This window comes from Streptomyces sp. NPDC048590, from assembly GCF_043199535.1.
Classification (GTDB): domain Bacteria; phylum Actinomycetota; class Actinomycetes; order Streptomycetales; family Streptomycetaceae; genus Streptomyces.
This window is the reverse complement of sequence record NZ_JBICWC010000015.1, coordinates 13051-31637: the sequence shown is the minus strand read 5'-3', so window position 1 is coordinate 31637 and position 18587 is coordinate 13051. Positions and strand designations below refer to the sequence as shown.

Here is an 18587-nt window from a genome sequence, read left to right as displayed (position 1 = left end):
GGCGCCTCCCGACAGGCGAATCCCGCTGCGGGCCGCCGGGTCGCACGCTCGGCTCCATGCCGCCTCGGTCGCGGCCGGAGGACCCTCCGGCCGCGACCACCCCGGGCCGACGGCCGGGATGGCCCGGCATCCCGAGCCGCTGCCCCCTTCTCCCGCAGGGCTGTCGCAGTGAGGCGCGGGCCGGGCCTTGATAGGTTGATGCGGTGAACGAGACGGCGGGCGGCGGACGGTTCAGCGGGCGCAGGACCGGGGAGTCCGGGACCAGGCAGGCGATCCTCGGCGCGGCGCGCGACCTCTTCGCGCAGCACGGGTTCGACGGCGCCTCGATGCGCGCCATCGCCAAGCAGGCGGGGGTGGACGCCGGGCTGATCCGCCACTTCTTCGGCGACAAGGCCGGACTGGTCTCGGCGGTCATCTCCGGCGGCACCGAAGTGCCGGACCGCCTCAGCGAAGCGCTGCGCGGCGACGAGGCCGGGATCGGCATGCGGGTGACGACGGCCTACTTCGACCTGTGGGAGTCACCGGAGAGCGGCCCGGTGCTGGAGGCAGTCTTCCGCACGGCGGTCAACAGCCCCAGCGCGATGGACCTGCTGCGCGACGGCCTCATGGCCGTGATGCAGCAGCGGATCCTGACCGGCCTCGGCCTGGACCGTGACGACCCCCGCATGCACCAAATCGCCTTGGGCGTAGCCCACCTCTTCGGCGTGGCTGTCGCCCGCTACATCGCACGGGCCACGCCGGTGGCGGCCGTCGAGCGCCCGGAGCTCGACCGCTCCGTGGCCCCGGTCGTCCAGTTCTACCTGGTCGGCACCGAACTGCCCTGACCCGGACTGCCGCGGCCCGGCCGGCCGGCGTGGAGGGCCCCGCTGGGCGCGGCCACCGATCGGGCAGGGGCTCGGTCAAGTAGCGCTGCACCGCCCCTCCGACCACATCCGCCAGCAGGTCGCCCCTCCTGCCGGCCCAGGGGTTCCGCGCCCAGAACGTGGCGCATCAGCAGCAGGCCGACCATCTGCGAGCCGGCCGGCGCGGCGCGCAGCGCCGGGCGGTCCATCCCGAAGCCGTCCAGCAGGGGCGTCAGGAGCGCTCGGTCGACCCGCTCGCGGTTCAGGCGGGCTGCGACTGTCGGCCTCCTCGGTCACCGCCGCCCGGCGCGGCCCGGCCCCCTGCTGCGCTCCCTCCACCGTGCCGCTCGCGGACAGCACGTGCGCCACAAGCCGGCGGCCGACGCCTTCGCGCGGCCCCGCGGCGAGCTCCGGCAGGAGCATGCGCGGGTCGAAGGGCATGGGGGCGAACAGCTCCTCCTTGCGCCCGAAGTAGTGGTGGACGAGCGCGGCGTCGACTGCGGCGTCGGCGGCGACTGCCCGGATCGAGGTGCGGCGGTAGCCGAGGGCGGCGAAGCGGATCCGGGCCGCGTCGAGGATCTGCGCACGGGTGTCGGGGTTCCCCGGGCGGCGCCCCGAGCGCACGGGACGGCCCAAGGGCGTCCCTCCGGTGTTCGTTGACAACGAAATTCCACAGGTGCAGAATAAATTTCACTTTCCATTGAATAAAACGGGGCGGCCGCCACCGGGGCCGCCCCGTCCTGCCCTGGAGCGTGCTTCCGCGTGTCCCTCCCCGCCTCCCCCGCCTCCGCCCCGCCCGACCCCCGCCGCTGGTGGGTGCTGGCCGTCATCGGCGCCGCGCAACTGATGGTCGTCCTGGACGCCACGATCGTGAACATTGCGCTGCCGTCGGCCCAGGTCGACCTGGGCTTCTCCGACTCCGACCGGCAGTGGGTCGTCACCGCCTACTCGCTGGCCTTCGGCAGCCTGCTGCTGATCGGCGGCCGGCTCGCCGACCTCTTCGGCCGCAAGCGCGCCTTCCTCGCCGGCGCGGCCGGGTTCGCCCTGGCCTCCGCGCTGGCCGGAGCCGCAGGCAGCTTCGAACTGCTCATCCTGGGACGGGTGCTGCAGGGCATATTCGGGGCCGTATTGGCGCCGGCCTGCCTGACCCTGCTCAACACGACCTTCACCGCAGGCAGGGAGCGCGCCAAGGCCTTGGGCGTCTTCGGCGCCATCGCCGGCACCGGCGGGGCGATCGGCCTGCTGCTGGGCGGGGTGCTCACCGAGCACCTGAGCTGGCGCTGGACCCTCTACGTCAACCTGGTCTTCGCGGTGCTCGCCATCGTCGGCGGCATCCTGCTGCTGCACCCCGCCCGCGACCCCGGCCGCCCCCGCCTGGACGTCCCCGGCACCCTGTTCGTCTCGACCGGCCTGTTCTGCGTGGTCTACGGACTCTCCGAGGCGGAGTCCGACGGCTGGACCTCGGCCACGACGCTCGGACTCCTCGCAGCCGGGACCGTCCTGGTCGCCGCCTTCGCCTACTGGCAGACCAGGGCCGCCAGCCCGCTGCTGCCGCTGCGCATCCTCCAGGACCGCAACAGGGCCGCGTCCTTCACCGCCGTCCTGGTCGCGGCGGTCGGCATGTTCGGGATCTTCCTCTTCCTGACCTACTACCTCCAGGTCTCCCTGGGCTACAGCCCGGTGAGCACGGGACTGGCCTTCCTGCCGATGATCTTCGCCCTGGTGCTCTCGGCGCAGATCGCCACCAACATCTCGGTGCGCCGGACCGGACTGCGCGTCGCGGTCCCCGGGGGCATGTTGCTCGCCGCCGGCGGCCTGGTCTGGCTAACCGGCATCGGCCTGGACACCGGCTACGCCAGCCACGTCCTGCCCCCGCTGATCGTCATCGGCCTCGGCCTCGGCCACGTCATGCCCCCGGCGATCGGCGCCGCCACCGCCGGGGTGCTCCCCGCGGACGCGGGCGCCGCTTCGGCCACCGTCAACACCATGCAGCAGGTCGGCGGCTCGATCGGCACCGCACTCCTCAACACCCTCGCCGCAAGCGCTGCGACCCGGTACCTCACCGACCACCCCGGCGACCCCGCGGCAAGGGCCGAAGCCGGCATCCACAGCTTCACCACCGCCTTCTGGTGGTCGGCCGGCATCTTCGCCGCCGGAGCACTGGCCACCGCCGTCCTCTACCGCTCCGCCACCCCCGCCGAGGAGCCCGCCGAGTCCAGCGGGAAGACCGCCGCACTCCACCTGTGAACCACCCGCCGGCGGGTCCGCAACCGGACCCGCCCCCGGCGGCGCGCGCCCGCGCCGCCCATCCGGCACCGCAACCACCCTGCAACTCCCGCTTCCACGGAGGACACCATGAAGAAGACCTGGGCACGCACCATCGGCGGCGCGCTGCTGACCGTCATCGGAACCCGCTGGGCCCTCCAGGGCGCCGGAGTCTTCGGCACCACCGGGGGCATGAACGGCGAACCCGTCTGGCTGCTCATCGGCCCCGTCGTGGCCCTGCTCGGCCTGTCGCTGCTAGTCGGCGGCATCAAGCAGCTGCGCGCCGGCAAGCAGCGGTGAACCGCGACCACCCCACCGACGGCCCCGGCCGCCCGGTCGGACGCCGGGTCCTGCTCGGCACCCTGGCCCTGGGTGCGCTCGCCGTCCCGACCGCAGGACGCCTCCACACCCGCGTGGAGTCCCTCCTGGCGACCGCCTCCAGCAAGGACCCGACCGGACTGGTCGGCCTGCTGCCGGGCGGCGGCGGATTCCAGTTCTACTCCGTCACCGACAGCGTCCCCCGTCGCTCCGAGGCCGACTACCGGCTGACCGTCGACGGCCTCGTCGACCGGCCGGCCACCTACACCCTCGACCGGCTCAAGGCCCTGCCCCGCACCCGGCTGGTCCGCGACGTCCAGTGCGTCACCGGCTGGCGGGTCCCCCGGACCCCCTTCGCCGGCGTCCGGCTCTCCGAAATCCTCGACGCAGCAGGCGTCCAGCCGACGGCGAAAGCCCTCCGGTTCACCTGCTTCGACGGCACCTACACCGAGAGCCTGACCCTGGAGCAGGCCCGCCGCCCCGACATGCTCGTCGCCTACGAGATGCAGGACAGGCCCGTCAGCGCGGCCCACGGCGGACCCGTCCGCCTCTACGCCGCCCCCATGTACTTCTACAAATCCGCCAAGTGGCTCTCCGGGATCACCGTGACCGACAAGGTGGTCCCCGGCTACTGGGAGCGCCGCGGATACGACATCGACGGCTGGGTCGGCGAATCGAACGGACGCGACGATGTCCCCACTTCCTGACACCGAACAGCCCACGCCCGACAGGCACGAGGACCGCATACGCCGCTTCACCAGGGCCGAGCACTGGATCCACCGGACCACCGCCGCCCTCCTCGGAACAGCGATCGCAACAGCCGCCTTCCTCTACCTCCCGCCCCTGAGCGAACTTGTCGGCCGCCGCCCGCTCCTGGTCTTCCTCCACAAGTGGTCCGGCATCCTCACCCCCCTCCCCGTCCTCGCAGGACTCGCCTCACGCGCCTTCCGCGCAGACCTCACCCGCCTCAACCGCTTCACCGAGCACGACCGGGGATGGATCCGCGCAACCCTGCGCCGACAGGACCCCCCGGCCGGAAAGTTCAACGCCGGCCAGAAGCTCTACGCTGCAGGAACCGCCGGCGCCGTCCTCGTCATGATCGGCACCGGCGTCGTGAAGTGGTTCACCGAACTCACCTCGCTCACCGTCCGGATCGGCGCCACCTTCGTCCACGACTGGCTCGCCCTCCTCCTCGGCATCCTGGTCCTGGGCCACATCCGCATGGCCTACAAGGATCCCGAAGCCCGCGAAGGACTCCGCACCGGACTCGTCACCCGACCGTGGGCCCGCCACCACCACGCCCTGTGGGAGGCGGAGCAGACAGACACCCAGGGCCGATGAGGAAGACGAACCCTGTGCGGAGAAGGCGCACCGCCGGCGAAGGGCCTCACGAGCGCTGAAGTCCAGCGTCCGGCAGGCGCCGGTGCCGCCGCCCTGTGTGCGATAGCAAGCCCATGGGCAGCACCAGTGAAACCCGGGATGCCACCCGGGTGCCGGCGGTGCGCGGCCGCCGGCGAAGAGCCGCACGCACCCAGCCGCGGGTCGTGCGGCCCGAACCGGTTCAGGCGACTCAGGCCGGCACGAAACGTACGGGAAAGCAGACCGGCCAGCAACGGGACCGGAATGGCGATGCCTGCCCATTCGACCCCGGACCTGGGACGATACCGATGACCAGGGCAGACGCGGGAACCCGGAGGAGTTCCCGGGTTCCCGCGCCCCACACCTCGCGTCAGCCACATGGCGGGTAGTGACCTGTGCATGACGGTGGTGACGCCTACTTGGCGGCGTCGACCACTTCGAGGCCGTCCGCCACGACCCGGCCGTCGTGCAGGACCGTGCGGTCGGTGCCGCGGTCCATGACGGCGCTGCTCGGCGTCTCGCCGTCGACGAGGAGCAGATCGGCGCGGTCGCCGACCGCGAGGCCCGGCCGGTCGGTCACCCCGGCGAGGCGCGGGACGTCGTGGCTCATGATGGAGGCGCCGCCCATGCTCGCCACCGCGAGGCACATCTCGATGTGGTCGTCGCGGCGGAAGTTGTTGGTGAAGGCCAGCTGCCAGGTGCGGTCGAGCAGGTCGCAGTTGCCGTACGGGCTCCAGTAGTCGCGCTGGCCGTCCTCGCCGAGGCCGACGCGGACGCCGGCCTCGGTGAGCTGGACGAGCGAGAGTTGGCCGCGGCCCGCGGGGGCGACGGTCGCCATGGCGATGTCGAGCTCGGCGAATTCCTCGATGAGGCGACGGCTGGTGGATTCGTTGACCGAGCCGAGCTCGTAGGCGTGGGACATGGTGACCTTGCCCTGCATACCGAGCGCTCGTACCCGCTCCAGGATCAGGTCCGTCGAGAAGACGCCGAGCTCGCCGGGCTCGTGCAGGTGGATGTCGACCTCGACGCCGTACTTCTCGGCAAGGCCGAAGACCACGTCGAGGTGGCCCTTGGGGTCACGGTCCAGTGTGCAGGGGTCGATGCCGCCCATCACGTCGGCACCCGCCTTGAGCGATGCCTCCAGGTAGTCGGCGGTACCGGGCTCGCGCAGGATGCCTGCCTGCGGGAACGTCATGATCTGAACGTCGGCGAGGTGCCCGAACTTCTCCTTGGCGGCGACGACCGCCTCGAACTTCTCCAGCTTGCAGTCCACGTCGACCTGCGCGTACGTGCGCACCCGCGTCGTACCGCGGGCGATCATGCGCTCCAGGGTGCCGGCCACCCGCTCGGGGAGAGGGACCTCGGCGTCGCGCCAGTTCTCGCGGTCGTTCATCATCATCGTCCACACGCCGGGGCCGCCGGTGTGCGGGCGGAACGGGAGGCCGACGCGGGTGGAGTCCAGGTGGACATGGACGTCGCTGAAGGCCGGCAGGAGCAGGCGGCCGCGGCCCTCGACGACCTCCGGAGCGGGCGTGGCCGCCGGGTCGTGCGGGCGGATCGCGGCGATGCGGGTGCCGTCGAGCTGGACGTCACTGCGCTCGCCGCCCCAGGGGCGGACGTCACGGATGAGCATGTTGTGCAACTTCCTTACATTTTCTGTCGGTTGGCGCGTGCCGGGTGTCGGGTGCCGGGTGTCGGGTCAGTTGAGGGCGACAACGGCCTGGTCGGCGAAGTGGCAGGCGGGCCCTTCGTCGCTCGCCACTGACGGCACCTCCCCCGCACAGCGCGCCTGTTCGGCCTCGCCAAGGGTGGGGCGCAGCGGGCAGCGCGTACGGAACACGCAGCCGGAGGGAGGGTTCGCCGGGGTGGGCAGGTCTCCGCTGAGCCGGATCCTGCGGCCCCGGTCGGCGTCCGGATCGGGCTGGGGCACGGCGGAGAGCAGGGCCCGGGTGTAGGGGTGGCGTGGGTGGTCGAAGACTTCCCGGGTCAGTCCGCTCTCCATGACCTTGCCGAGGTACATGACGGCGACGCGGTCGGCGAAGTGCCTTACGACGGACAGGTCGTGGGCGATGAAGAGGTACGAGACGCCGGTGTCGGCCTGGATGTCCTGGAGGAGGTTGACGACCTGTGCCTGGACCGAGACGTCGAGGGCGGAGACCGGCTCGTCGCAGATGATCAGGCGCGGTTCGAGCGCGAGGGCGCGTGCGATGCCGACGCGCTGCTTCTGCCCGCCGGAGAACTCGTGCGGGAACCGGTTGTAGTGGTCGGGACGCAGGCCCACCCGGTCCATCAGTTCGCGTACGCGTGTCTTGATCCCGCCGGCCGGGTCGATGCCCTGGGCGTGCAGCGGGGCGGCGATGGCGGCGCCGACCGTCTGCCGGGGGTTCAGGGACGAGGTGGGGTTCTGGAACACCATCTGGACCTGGCGCCGGTACTCCTGTGCCTCTGCCCGCTTCATCGCACCGATGTCGCGGCCGTCGAGGCGGACGGTGCCCGAGGTGGGTTCGAGGAGGCGCATCAGGAGCCTCCCGGTGGTGGACTTTCCACACCCCGACTCGCCGACGATGCCGAGGGTCTGTCCCGCGCCGACGGAGAAGCTGACACCGTCGACGGCCTTGATCGGGGCGCCGCCGCGGCCCATCAGGCCGCCCCTGCCCGGGAAGTGCTTGGTCAGGCCGTCGGCCTCCAGCAGCGGGGTCTGCTCGGTGGTGGTCATCGCGCGGCCTCCTCGGTGGTGTCGCCGACGGTGTCCCCGGTGGTTCTCCCCGTGCCGGCGAGATGCTGCTGGTGGCACCGGGACGGATGGCCGGCCGCCCCGGCCGTGATGAAGGCCGGCCGCTCACTGTGGCACAGCCCGCCTGGCACGAGGTGGGTCTGCGGGCAGCGGTCGGCGAAGAGACACCCGGTGGGCAGCGCGGTGAGCGACGGCGGGAAGCCGGGGATGGGCCGCAGCCGGTCGCCGTCGTCGCCGAGCGTCGGCATGGAGGCGAGCAGGCCCTGGGTGTAGGGGTGGCGCGGGTCCCGGAACAGTTCGCGCACGCTGCCCCGCTCCACGCACTGTCCGCCGTACATGACGGCGACGTGGTGGCAGACCTCGGCGACGACGCCGAGGTCGTGGGTGACGAGGACGACGGCGGTGCCGGTCTCCTGCTGGAGTTCGGCGAGCAGGTCGAGGATCTGCGCCTGCACGGTGACGTCGAGCGCGGTCGTCGGTTCGTCGGCGATGAGCAGCTCGGGTTCGCAGACGAGGGCCATGGCGATCATGGCGCGCTGGCGCATGCCGCCGGAGAACTCGTGCGGGAACGCGCCGGCCCGCCGTTTCGGGTCGGGGATGCCGACCCGGCCGAGCATGTCGACGGCGACGGCGAGTGCGGCCCTGCGCGACACCTTGTTGTGGACGCGGTACGCCTCGGCGATCTGCGCGCCGACGGTGTGGAAGGGGTGCATCGCGGAGAGCGGGTCCTGGAAGATCATGGCGATCTTCTTGCCTCGCCAGGTCCGCATCCGGTCCTCGGACAGGGAGTTGAGGTCCGTGCCGTCGAGAAGTATCTCGCCGGTGACCTGTGCCCGGCTCTCCTTGAGGAGGCCCATCAGCGCCTGGCTGGTGACGGTCTTGCCGGAACCGGACTCGCCGACGAGGCCGACGGTCTCGCCCCGGTGCAGGGTGAGGTCCATGCCGTTGACGGCGTGCACGAGTCCGTCGTCGGTGGGGAAGGCGACGCGCAGGTCGTTCATACGGAGCAGGGGTTGCTCGGTGGGAGTGGACATCAGGCGGCCCTCACTCGCGGGTCGATGACGGCGTAGACGGCGTCGACGACGACGTTGGCGACGATGATGAAGAAGGCGGCGAGCAGGGTGATCGCCATGGTCACGGGCAGATCGCCGGCCTGCGCGGCGCGTACGGCGGTGAATCCGACTCCGGGGACGGAGAAGATCTGCTCGGTGAGGACCGCGCCGCCGAGCAGCAGGCCGATGTCGAGGCCCAGCATGGTGACGACGGGGGTCAGCCCGGCGCGGGCGCCGTGCCGGACGACCATCACGTTCTTCGACAGGCCCTTGGAGCGGGCGGTGCGCATGAAGTCCTCGCCGAGCGTCTCCAGCATGGAGCTGCGGGTGACGCGGATGTACTGGGCGCTGAACAGGACGGCGAGCGCGACCCAGGGCAGCAGATAGTTCTGGAACCAGCCGCCGAACCCGGCGGGGCCGAACGGCGAGGTGATGGCGTTCGTCGTAAACGGCAGCAGGTCGAACGTCGAGACGAAGACGAGGAGCAGAAGCAGACCGGTGACCGGAATCGGCAGGGACACGCCGATGGAGGCGGCGCCGACGATCACCTTGTCGGTGAGCTTGTTCTTGCGCAGCGCGGCCACCGTGCCGAGGGTGACTCCCGCGACCGTCCACAGGACGATCGCTCCGACGGCGACGGAGACCGTGTACGGCAGGGCGCGTTCCAGTACCGCGGTGACGTCCTCGTTCGTCTGGAAGGACTTGCCGAAGCAGGGCCACTCGCACAGCGACTGCGCTCCGGCCGCGCCGACCGTCCGCCCGTGGAACAGGCCGGACATGTAGGTCAGGTACTGGGTGAGGAACGGCTTGTCCATGCCGAGGGCGACGCGCGCCTCGGCGACGCGTTCGGGCGTGCACTCCTGGCCACAGGCCGCGGCGGCCGGGTCGGCGGGCCCGAACTGGAACAGGCTGAAGGTGACGAAGCTGATGACGATCAGCAGGACGACGGTGGCACCGAGACGCCGTAGCAGAAAGGCGGGCATGGTCACCCCTTCTTGGACACGACCGAAACGGTCGACAGGTCGATGGAGCCGAAGAAGTAACCGACTTGGGCGTTGCGGATGCGGGACCCGACGACGCTGCGGGTGACGTTCCTGATAAGCGGGACGAGCGGGTAGTCCTGCATGCCCCGGTCGAAGAGCGTCGCCCACTTGCGGCCGAGGTCCTCGCTGGTTCCGTTCTCGCCGCGCAGTTCGTACATGGCGCGGGCGATCTCCGGGTCGTGGTAGCGGGGGATGTTGGAGAAGCCGAAGGACTTGCCGTCGACGCTCGGGCCCAGGTTCGGGTCGACGGTCGTGCGCACCGAGCCGCTGTCGGCGCCGCCGCACCAGCCGCTGCGGGCGATGTCCGGCATGTTCTCGCCGGCGAGCGTCGTGTAGTAGTTCGCGGCGGGAATGGCGCGCAGTTCGAGGTCGATGCCGATCTGCTTCAGGTTCTGCTGGAGCGAGGTGCCCATGTTCTTGTAGCGGGGCGTCGCGTCGGCGTACCCGTAGACCAGCTTCTTCGGGTAGTCGCGGCCCTTGAGGAGCTTCTTGGCCGCCGCCACCCGGGGCTGCCCGGACGGCGCGAGGGCCGTGTGCTGGGTGACGTATCCGCGCTGGTCGGGGTTGATGTAGGACTGGGTGAGTTTGCCGAAGCGGGCGCCGCCGTACTGGAGGTGGATGGCCTTGCGGTCGATGGCGATGGCGATGGCCTCGCGCACGACCGGGTCCTTGATGGACTCGGTGTTGAAGTCCAGGACGTCGGTGCAGCCGATCAGCCCGGAGGCGGTGCGCCGAGCGACGTCCGCCGTGTCCAGCTTCGCCGCGTCGGACGCCTGGAGGCCGCCCGCGCTGTCGAGGGTGAGGGCCGTCGCGTCGAAGTCGGCGAGCAGTTGCTGGCTGATGGTCGACTGGGCGGTGGAGAGACTGAAGGTGAAGGTGTCCGGCAGCGCGGTGCGGTTCGGGTCGGTCGCCGGGTCCCATTCGGGGTTGCGCACGAGTTGCATGGAGCGGCCGCGGTCGTAGTGCTTGATCTTGTACGGGCCGGTGGACACCGGGTGGTTGGTGTAGTCGAGCTTTGTGTCCTTCGCCCGGGGCACGGGGGCGGTGTTGGAGCGCGAGACGAGCGCGGGGAACTCGGCGAAGGGCTGTTTCAGCCTGAAGACGACCGTACGGTCGTCGGGTGTCTCGATGCCCTTGAAGTCACTGGCGGAGCCCTTGGCGTAGGGGCCCTTGTAGCCGTCGTCGGACAGGGCCGCGTTCAGTTCCTGCGGCGCCTGTGTGTAGACGTCGCGGGCGTAGGTCCGCTCGACGCCGTACTTGACGTCCTTGGCGGTGACCGGTGAGCCGTCCTCGAACTTGAGCCCCTTCTTCAGGGTGTACGTCCAGGTCAGCCCGTCCTTGGACACCTTGCCGAGATCGGTGGCGAGGTCGGGGACGATCTTCGGAGGCTTGCCCGCCTCCTCCTTCGCCATGGTGAGGGTGCGGTAGTAGAGCTGGCCGACGTTGGCCGTCTGGACGTAGTTGCTGTTGCCCGGGTCGAGCGTCTGGAAGTCGGTGGACATCAGGACGTTGATGTTGCCGCCCCGGGTCGTGTCGCCCTCGCCGACCTTGACTGCCTCGAAGGCGTCGGCGGGGGCGCGGGAGCCCGAGCCGGGCGCGGGCTTGGGGCCACCGCACGCGGTGAGGGTCAGTCCGGTGACCGCCGCCAGGGCGAGCACCGCTGTGGCGCGTCGATTCACTGCTGCTCCTGGTTTTCCTGGTGGTGCCGCCCGGGGTCAGCCACGGGAGGACTTGGGGTCGAGTGCGTCGCGGACCGCGTCGCCGAGCAGGTTGAAGGCGAGGACCGTGATCACCAGGGCGCCGGCGGGAACGGCGAGGAACCAGGGATCGGTCAGGTACCAGTTGCCGGCCTGGGCGGCGTTGAGCATCTGGCCCCACGACGGGGTGGGGTCCTTCACGCCGACGCCGAGGAAGGACAGCGCGGCCTCGGCGGTGATGTTCGTGGGGATCATCATCGTGGCGTAGACGAGGACTACACCCATGACGTTGGGGACGATCTGGCGCAGGATGATCGATCGGTGCGAGGCCCCGTAGGCGCGGGCCGCCTCGACGAATTCCTGTTCGCGGATGGACAGCACCTGGCCGCGGACGACGCGTGCCAGATAGGCCCAGCCGAAGAAGCCGAGGATGATCACGAGCGAGGCGATCGGCAGCAGGCTGCCGTCCCCGAGCGCCGTGTCGCCGAGCCTGGACTGCAGGATCGGCGTGAGCGAGAGCACGAGCAGCAGGTGCGGGAAGGCCAGGAACAGGTCCATGATCCGGCTGATCACCATGTCGACCTTGCCGCCGAAGTAGCCGGCGGCCGCGCCGAGCACGGTGCCGAGGACGACGGAGACGGCGGTCGCGAGCAGCGCGATGATCAGGGAGACCTGAGCGCCGTGTGCCATACGGGCGAAGAGGTCGCGCCCGAGACCCGGTTCGACGCCGAGCCAGTGGTCGACGGACGGGAAGCGGTAGTAGGACAGCGGGAGTCCTGGCGTGCGGTAGTCGTCGAGGACGTCCGGGCTGGTGCGGGTGGTGTAGGGGTCCTGGCCTTCGATCGCGGTGAGCAGCGGGGCGAGCGCCGCGAACAGGATCATGAGGACCACCACGGCGAGCGCGGCGAGCGCGATCCTGCTGCGCCGGATGCGCAGCCATGCCGTGCCGAGCAGGGAGCGGGCGGCGATCGCGGGCGGGGCCGAGGTCGCCGCGGGCGTCGTGGAGTCGGGCATGCCTCCGGCATCGGCGTCGGAGGGCTGCCGTGCGGGCAGCACAGGGGAATCCGTCACGTCGGGAGATCCGTTCGGCGCTCGGGGGAAGGTTGACCGGACGGTATACCAGGAAGTCACCGGCACGGAAGGGGTGACCAGTTATTGGTATACCAACACAGGCAACTGCTGGACATAATGGTGCAATTCATCGGAGATGAACTTCCGGCCGTCGCAGCGATCCACCCGGTCTTCCACTTCGGTATACCAACTCGTACGATCGGGAACCCGACGGACGGTGAGCCCCACCTGTCCGCGGCCATGAATCCCAGGAGGCAACATGCGCACCCGCTGGCGCGCCCGGCACATCCTCGCCCACCAGGGCGGCGGCCACGCGCTGCTGCGTGACGGCGAGGTGGTGTGGGAGGACGACACCGTCGTCTACGTCGGGCCGCGCTACGAGGGCACTGTCGACGAGGAGCGCGACCTGGGCGAATCCCTGGTCATGCCGGGGCTCATCGACCTGGACGCGCTCACCGACGTGGACCATCTCGTGATCGACTCCTGGGCCGGCCCCGAACGGGGCAAGGGCCTGCAGTGGTCGCTCGACTACTTCACCCACCGCCGCCACGACGTGTTCACCCCGTCGGAACGGGCGACGATCCGCGCGTACGCCCTCGCCCAGCTCGCGCTGCACGGCATCACCACGTTCATGCCGATCGCCTCCGAGGTGCACAGCCGCTGGGCGGAGACGTACGAGGAACTGGTCGACATGGCGCGGACCGCGCGCGGGATCGGGCTGCGCGGATACCTCGGTCCCGCCTACCGTTCGGGTGTCAACGTCGTCCTGCCCGACGGCACCCGCGATGTCGCCTTCGACGAGGAGGAGGGCCGTGCGGGCCTGCGCGAAGCGGTCCGCTTCCTCGATCATCTCGCCGAGCTCGACGACCCGCTGCTGACCGGCGTCCTGCTGCCCTGCCGCATCGAGACGCTCACCGAGGAACTGCTCGGCGAGACGGCACGGATCGGGCGGGAACGCGGCGTCCTCATCCGGCTGCACGCACTCCAGGGCCTGGTCGAGCGCGATATCATCCGGCGCCGGAACGGCCTGTCGTCCCTCGAACTTCTCGAGAAGCACGACCTGTTGAACCCGAACCTGCTGATCCCGCACACCGTCACCATCGACCGGCACCCCTCGGTCCACGGTGAGGACCGCGGCGATCTGGCCCTGCTCGCCGACAGCGGAGTGTCGGTGATCCACTGCCCGCAGACGTCCCTGCGCTACGGCGAGATGCTGCACTCGTTCCGCGCGTACCGCGAGGCAGGGGTGAACCTGTGCCTGGGCACGGACTCCTTCCCGCCGGACCTGATCCGCGGCATGGACGTCGGTGTGCACCTGGCCAAGATCGCCGAGGGCCGCTCGGACGCCGCACCCGCCGAACAGTATGTGGAGGCCGCCACCCTGGGCGGTGCACGCGCCCTGGGCCGCGACGACCTGGGCCGGATCGCGCCCGGCGCCCAGGCCGACCTGGTCGCCTTCTCGCTCGACGACATCCGCGACGGCGTGATGGACGACCCCGTACGGACGTTCCTGCTCAACGGTACGGCGCGGCAGGCGACGAACTCGGTCGTCGCCGGCCGTCCGGTCCTGGTGGACGGCGGTCTGCCCGGAATCGACCTGGAGGCCCTGCGTCGCGACTCCCAGGCTCTCTTCGAGCGGATGCGGGCGGCCTACAGCGAGCGGGACGTGGAACGCCGCGAGACGGCCGAGCTCTTCCCGGCCACCTTCCCGGCGTTCCGCGCTCCGAAGCGGGAGGCCTGTGCGTGACGCGCGTCGAGGCGGCCGAACTGCCCGGCTCCCACGTGGCACGCACCGAGGAGCTGATCAGGACCGGCATCCACTCCGGGGCGTACATCCCCGGCGCGCGGCTGCGTGAGCGCGAACTCGCCGAGGCGCTCGGCGTCTCGCGCGTCCCGGTACGCGAAGCCCTGATGCGGCTCGCCACCGAGGGGCTCGTCGTCCTGGAACCGCGGCGCGGCGCGCGCGTACGCCGGCTCACCCTCCGTGACGTCGACGAACTGTTCGACCTGCGGCTGAGTCTGGAGGTGTTCGCCGCGCGGCGGGCGGCCGAGATCGTCGCAGGCGGCGGTTGCCACGACGTGTTGCGCAAGGTGCTGAACGAAGCCGGGGCGGCGACCGCGCGCGGGGACGCGGCGGGCATCGCGGCCACGAACACCGCCTTCCACGCGGAGCTCATCGCCATGACCGGGAACCGGCTGCTCCAGTCCTCCTTCCAGCCTTCCCTGGGCCTGATGCACTGGCTGTTCCGGCTCACGGGCACCGAGCGCGGCGCCGAGCAGCACTGCGCCGAGCACCGGCAGATCTGCGACGCGATCGGCGCCGGCCGCCCGCGTCTCGCCGAGGCGCTGACGTTCTCCCACATCGACATCCGGCGCGAGCCCGTCATGCTGTCCTTGGCACGGACGCTGCCCGCGGACTGATCCCGGACACGGCCACCATCTCGGCTCCGCGGAGACCGTCTGCGGCCAGTGGGAGCACCGGACGTGGAGCGTCCAGCCGAGACGTGTGGGCCCCGGAGCGCCACACGGTGTGCGAGCTGTGCCGCAGGACGGAGGCTCAACGGGTTCGGGGGGAATCGTGGGGTGAGCCGCGAGTCCGGTACCCCGCGGCTGCCGGACACCCGGCTCACCACGACGCTCCCGGGACAGACGTCACCCCGACAGGCCCGGGGCGGTCTCCCGGGCCGGTGGCCTCGATGCCGGGCGGTCCGGCCCGTCCTCCGCGGGTGCGGCGGCTCGCAGCGCCGCTTCGACCCGGCGGTTGCTGGTCATGGACGCCGTGACGGCCGTCATCGCCAGGAGGAGACCGGCGGCGGCGTAGAGCGGGGTGCGGACGCCGTGGGCGGTGGCCAGCCAGCCGCCGAGGAAGGCCCCGAGAGGGGCGGCGCACATGGCCAGCATGCGGGAGGTGGAGGCGACCCTGCCCATGAGGTGGGCCGGGACGATCGTCTGCCGGAGGGAGGGGGCGAGGACCATCGTGGCGCCCATGCCGGCCCCGCAGGCTGCGAGCGCGAGCCCGGCGGAGTACGGGTTCGAGGCGGAGGCGAGGCCCAGCACGGCGAGCCCTTCGATCGCAGCTGTGCAGGTCAGCGCAGTGCCGGTGCCGAGCCGTCGGCCGAGGCGGGAGGCGATGCCCGCGCCGAGCAGGCCACCGGTGGCCTCCGCGGTGAGGAGCAGGCCGAAGCCGTAGGTGTCGATGCCGAGGCGGTCGTGCGCGAAGAGGGCGAGGACGGTTTCCACAGCGAGGAAGGCGACGTTCCCGACCGCCGGGCGGAGTGCGAGCCCGAGCAGTAACCGGTCCCGGAAGACGTACGAGGCCCCGGTCCTGGCCTGGCGGAGGAGCGACTCGCGGGTCTCCGGCACGGGGCGGGGGACGGCGGGGAGCGACCGTACGAGCAGTGCGGAGAGCGCGAACGACACCGCGTCGGCGAGGAGCGGGACCGCTCGCCCGAGCACGAGCAGCGCGCTGCCGGCAGGCGGACCGGCGAAGCCGGACATGGCGGTCTGGGTGCTGCGCAGCCGGGAGTTGGCACGTTCCAGGAGAACGGGATCGCGGCCCAGCAGATCGGGCAGGTAGGCCGTGGCGGCGGTGTCGAAGAAGAGTCCGCCGAGGCCGAGCAGGAAGGCGGTGGTCGCGAGCAGCGGAATGCTCAGCACGTCGAAGGCCGCCGCTGCCGCCGGTATCGCGAGCACGGCCCCGCGTGCCGCGTCCACAATCCACATCGTGCGGCGGCGGTCCCAGCGGTCCACCAGCGCCCCACCGAGCACCCCGAAGAGCAGCCACGGCAGGGTCCCGGCAGCCGTGACGACGGCGAGCGCCATCGGATCCCGTGTCAGGGTCAGCGCGATCAGCGGCAGCGCGGCGTGCGACACCCCGTCACCGAGCGAGGACACCGTCTGTGCGGTCCACAGCCGTCTGAACCCGGTCGGCAACTTCTCTACCGATACGGTCACTTGACGTCCTCCTCGGCCTGGTCACGCGAATCGGCCTGTTCACGCGAATCGGCCTGTTCACGCGAATCGGCCTGTTCACGCGAAGTCGGATGGAACAGTGCGAAGAGGAGAGACGCGTCCGGCAGCGACGGGTCGGACAGCTCCCGGTACTCGTCCGCCAGGGCCTGCAGCCGCTCCCCCAGCTCCGCGAACTGCTGCTCGGTGAGCCGCAGATGCGCCATCCGCACCTGCCGGTCGTCCACCGGCGACGCCTCCAGGTCGGCCACCGCGTGGCGCATCAGCACATCCGGCCCTCCCTCTCCCGGATCCGGCATCACGATCGACCGCGCCGCCATCGCGTAGTACCGCTCGGTGACGCCCCGCACCTTCCGAGTCCGGACCACCTTCACCAGGCCGGCCCGCTCCAGCAGCCGCACGTGGTAGCTGGAGCTCCCCTTCGCGAGGCCCACACGACCGGCGATCTGCGTGATGGTCGCCGGCTCGAAGCGGAGCACGGCCATGATCCGGTGGCGGGTGAGGTTGGAGACGGCGCGGAGCTGCTCGTCCGTGGTGACGTGAAAGGTCTCGGGAACGTCGTCGGCTGGCATGCGAGTAATGGTCAACGATTCTTGACCATTGGGCAAGGGGTTTCCGCGAGTCTCCGGGATCTGCTGTACGCGGGCTGCGTGGAGATGGGGCGACGCCCCGAGGCTCCGGCACGCCCAGCCCGGTCTTCTGGTCGGCATGATCATCGGCGTTCCCCTGGTGGTCCCGGTTGCCCACGGCCGGCCAGGCGCCCCAGCCTCCTCCCGTTCGCCCTCGCGCCGACTGGGCGCGCACATATCCGAAACCCCCCCTGCTGGGCCGGCCCGGTGGATAGGCTTCCCTGGGAATCCTCGGGAGGCGTCATGGCCAAGGTCACCATCAGCTTGGACAGCGATCTGGCGATCGAGGTGATGCTGCTGGCAGGCACCCGGACGCCCCAGGACGCCGTGGAGTTGATCGTCCGGGACTACCTGGCGCGGGGCCACCGCACCGAGGCCCGCACCGGTGACGCAGCCGACGCGGATCGCCTCAGCGACCGGCGGTCGACGCCGGAAGAAGGCAGATGAGCGCTGAGGCGTCCGTCACGACGGCCGATGGTCGAACGCCTCCAGCATGGGAGCGGCCGGGCACGACGCTGCGCCCCGCCGCAGGAAGCGCTGGAGCACACCGGGAATCGGACACCGAGTGAGTGGGTTGTCCTGGTCGGATGCGGTGGCCGGCGACTACTCGCGTGGGGTCAGGGTCCCCTGAGTGGATGTTAGGTTCCTTCCCGTGGTGAATCACCAGGATGAGACCAAGGCGGCCTATGACGGTGTCGTCGAGGTGTACGCGGCCATGTTCGCCGACCAGCGCCTGGAGACACAGCCGTTCGCGCGCAACATGATCGGCACCTTCGCCGAGCTCGTACGCGGAACAGGAAACCTTCGGGCAGCCGACGTCGGGTGCGGACCGGGTCATCTGACGGCCATGCTCGACGACTTCGGCCTGGACGCCTTCGGGCTCGACCTCTCCCCGGCCATGGTCGCCCATGCCCGGCAATCCCATCCGGCGCTCCGGTTCGGCGAAGCACGGATGGAAGCCCTGCCGGTCAAGGACGGCGTCCTGGGCGGAGTTCTGGCCCACTACTCGGTGATCCACACCCCACCGGACGAACTACCCGCGTTGCTCGCCGAACTGGTGCGCGTCCTGGCACCGGAGGGCCTGCTTCTGCTGTCCTTCTTCGGGACCGAGGGGCCGGAACCCGTCCGCTTCGACCACAAGGTCGCACCGGCATACAACTGGCCGGTGGAGCTGATGGCCGAGTCGCTGGCGGGGGCCGGTCTCGTCACAGTCGCTCGGTTGCTCCACGACCCCGCCTCCGAGCGGGGCTTCCTCGACGCCCACGTGCTGGCCCGCCGACCGTAGGGTGCCCCCATGGCCCGGTGTCGGGGAAGTGCGCGACTCCTGTCCGGAAGAGCTCTGTCAACTCGAAGGCGGAGGCTCGGATCCTTCCGCCCCGCGACCCGAACCGGACGGAGAACCGCGCCATGCCGAGGTCGCTCGGACAGGTGAACCGCGCCGAGACATCCGTGTCAGAAGCACGTGGGACCCGATGACCGGACGGCATCGACGGTGCGCCCACCCCCTACGGTGAGCACCGCGATGGCAATCGCCTTGTTCTACCGGCCGTGTTCAAGTGTCACTCGGCCTTCTTGGAAGTCGGGTCGGTGTCGGCTCCCGGCAGGTCT

At 70.9% G+C, this 18587-nt stretch carries 18 protein-coding genes and 1 pseudogene; 9 read left to right on the top strand and 10 right to left on the bottom strand.

The window, feature by feature from the left end:
* The first annotated feature begins 203 nt into the window (after positions 1-203).
* The gene (locus ACGFNN_RS32460; protein WP_393561324.1) at positions 204-824 is read left to right on the top strand and encodes a TetR family transcriptional regulator; all 621 of its coding nucleotides are present in this window, start codon (positions 204-206) and stop codon (positions 822-824) included.
* Here ACGFNN_RS32460 and ACGFNN_RS32455 read toward each other — a convergent pair.
* On the bottom strand, positions 797-1108 hold the full coding sequence (locus ACGFNN_RS32455) for a hypothetical protein (RefSeq protein WP_393561444.1): 312 nt from the start codon (positions 1106-1108) through the stop codon (positions 797-799). The two genes, ACGFNN_RS32460 and ACGFNN_RS32455, sit on opposite strands and share 28 nt — an antisense overlap.
* Before the next feature lie 190 nt (positions 1109-1298).
* A pseudogene (locus tag ACGFNN_RS32450) lies at positions 1299-1466 on the bottom strand (TetR family transcriptional regulator); the annotation flags it as partial.
* A 138-nt stretch (positions 1467-1604) separates the two neighbouring features.
* On the opposite strand from ACGFNN_RS32450, the gene ACGFNN_RS32445 reads away from it, so the two are divergent.
* The 4 genes from ACGFNN_RS32445 to ACGFNN_RS32430 all read left to right on the top strand — a co-directional run bounded on the left by ACGFNN_RS32445 (position 1605) and on the right by ACGFNN_RS32430 (position 4766).
* Entirely contained in the window at positions 1605-3089 is a 1485-nt protein-coding gene (locus tag ACGFNN_RS32445) for an MFS transporter (RefSeq protein ID WP_393561322.1), read from the top strand.
* 108 nt (positions 3090-3197) lie between these two features.
* Entirely contained in the window at positions 3198-3407 is a 210-nt protein-coding gene (locus ACGFNN_RS32440; RefSeq protein ID WP_393561321.1) for a hypothetical protein, read from the top strand.
* Complete coding sequence (locus ACGFNN_RS32435; protein WP_393561320.1) at positions 3404-4132, top strand: molybdopterin-dependent oxidoreductase; 729 nt, start codon at positions 3404-3406, stop codon at positions 4130-4132. Before ACGFNN_RS32440 ends, ACGFNN_RS32435 begins: the two co-directional genes overlap by 4 nt.
* Complete coding sequence (locus tag ACGFNN_RS32430; RefSeq protein ID WP_393561318.1) at positions 4116-4766, top strand: cytochrome b/b6 domain-containing protein; 651 nt, start codon at positions 4116-4118, stop codon at positions 4764-4766. Before ACGFNN_RS32435 ends, ACGFNN_RS32430 begins: the two co-directional genes overlap by 17 nt.
* A gap of 433 nt (positions 4767-5199) precedes the next feature.
* Here ACGFNN_RS32430 and ACGFNN_RS32425 read toward each other — a convergent pair whose 3' ends face one another.
* The 6 genes from ACGFNN_RS32425 to ACGFNN_RS32400 form a co-directional block, all read right to left on the bottom strand.
* Entirely contained in the window at positions 5200-6417 is a 1218-nt protein-coding gene (locus ACGFNN_RS32425) for an amidohydrolase (RefSeq protein ID WP_393561316.1), read from the bottom strand.
* Between the two features lie 66 nt (positions 6418-6483).
* Entirely contained in the window at positions 6484-7500 is a 1017-nt protein-coding gene (locus ACGFNN_RS32420; RefSeq protein ID WP_393561314.1) for an ABC transporter ATP-binding protein, read from the bottom strand.
* Positions 7497-8552 carry an ABC transporter ATP-binding protein gene (locus tag ACGFNN_RS32415; RefSeq protein WP_393561312.1) on the bottom strand — a complete coding sequence of 352 codons (1056 nt, stop codon included), beginning with the start codon at positions 8550-8552 and terminating at the stop codon, positions 7497-7499. The genes ACGFNN_RS32420 and ACGFNN_RS32415 overlap by 4 nt, the downstream gene beginning before the upstream one ends.
* Entirely contained in the window at positions 8552-9553 is a 1002-nt protein-coding gene (locus ACGFNN_RS32410) for an ABC transporter permease (protein ID WP_393561310.1), read from the bottom strand. Before ACGFNN_RS32410 ends, ACGFNN_RS32415 begins: the two co-directional genes overlap by 1 nt.
* A gap of 2 nt (positions 9554-9555) precedes the next feature.
* Positions 9556-11292 carry an ABC transporter substrate-binding protein gene (locus ACGFNN_RS32405; protein WP_393561308.1) on the bottom strand — a complete coding sequence of 579 codons (1737 nt, stop codon included), beginning with the start codon at positions 11290-11292 and terminating at the stop codon, positions 9556-9558.
* Positions 11293-11328: 36 nt separating this feature from the next.
* Complete coding sequence (locus tag ACGFNN_RS32400; protein WP_393561442.1) at positions 11329-12324, bottom strand: ABC transporter permease; 996 nt, start codon at positions 12322-12324, stop codon at positions 11329-11331.
* A gap of 316 nt (positions 12325-12640) precedes the next feature.
* On the opposite strand from ACGFNN_RS32400, the gene ACGFNN_RS32395 reads away from it, so the two are divergent.
* Both ACGFNN_RS32395 and ACGFNN_RS32390 read left to right on the top strand, forming a co-directional pair.
* Entirely contained in the window at positions 12641-14128 is a 1488-nt protein-coding gene (locus ACGFNN_RS32395; protein WP_393561306.1) for a chlorohydrolase family protein, read from the top strand.
* Positions 14125-14802, top strand: coding sequence for a GntR family transcriptional regulator (locus tag ACGFNN_RS32390; RefSeq protein ID WP_393561304.1), 678 nt, complete (start codon positions 14125-14127; stop codon positions 14800-14802). Before ACGFNN_RS32395 ends, ACGFNN_RS32390 begins: the two co-directional genes overlap by 4 nt.
* Before the next feature lie 231 nt (positions 14803-15033).
* On the opposite strand, the gene ACGFNN_RS32385 is transcribed toward ACGFNN_RS32390, so the two are convergent.
* Positions 15034-16335 (bottom strand): MFS transporter, encoded by a 1302-nt coding sequence (locus tag ACGFNN_RS32385; protein ID WP_393561302.1) that lies wholly within the window; start codon positions 16333-16335, stop codon positions 15034-15036.
* The gene (locus ACGFNN_RS32380; protein ID WP_393561300.1) at positions 16332-16922 is read right to left on the bottom strand and encodes a helix-turn-helix domain-containing protein; all 591 of its coding nucleotides are present in this window, start codon (positions 16920-16922) and stop codon (positions 16332-16334) included. The genes ACGFNN_RS32385 and ACGFNN_RS32380 overlap by 4 nt, the downstream gene beginning before the upstream one ends.
* A 300-nt stretch (positions 16923-17222) precedes the next feature.
* Between ACGFNN_RS32380 and ACGFNN_RS32375 the strand changes: the two genes are divergently transcribed.
* Together ACGFNN_RS32375 and ACGFNN_RS32370 are read left to right on the top strand one after the other, a co-directional pair.
* A complete protein-coding gene (locus ACGFNN_RS32375; protein ID WP_393561298.1) occupies positions 17223-17426 on the top strand; it encodes a hypothetical protein in 204 nt (67 codons plus the stop codon).
* Between the two features lie 205 nt (positions 17427-17631).
* Positions 17632-18264 (top strand): class I SAM-dependent methyltransferase, encoded by a 633-nt coding sequence (locus tag ACGFNN_RS32370; protein WP_393561296.1) that lies wholly within the window; start codon positions 17632-17634, stop codon positions 18262-18264.
* Positions 18265-18587: the final 323 nt, after the last annotated feature.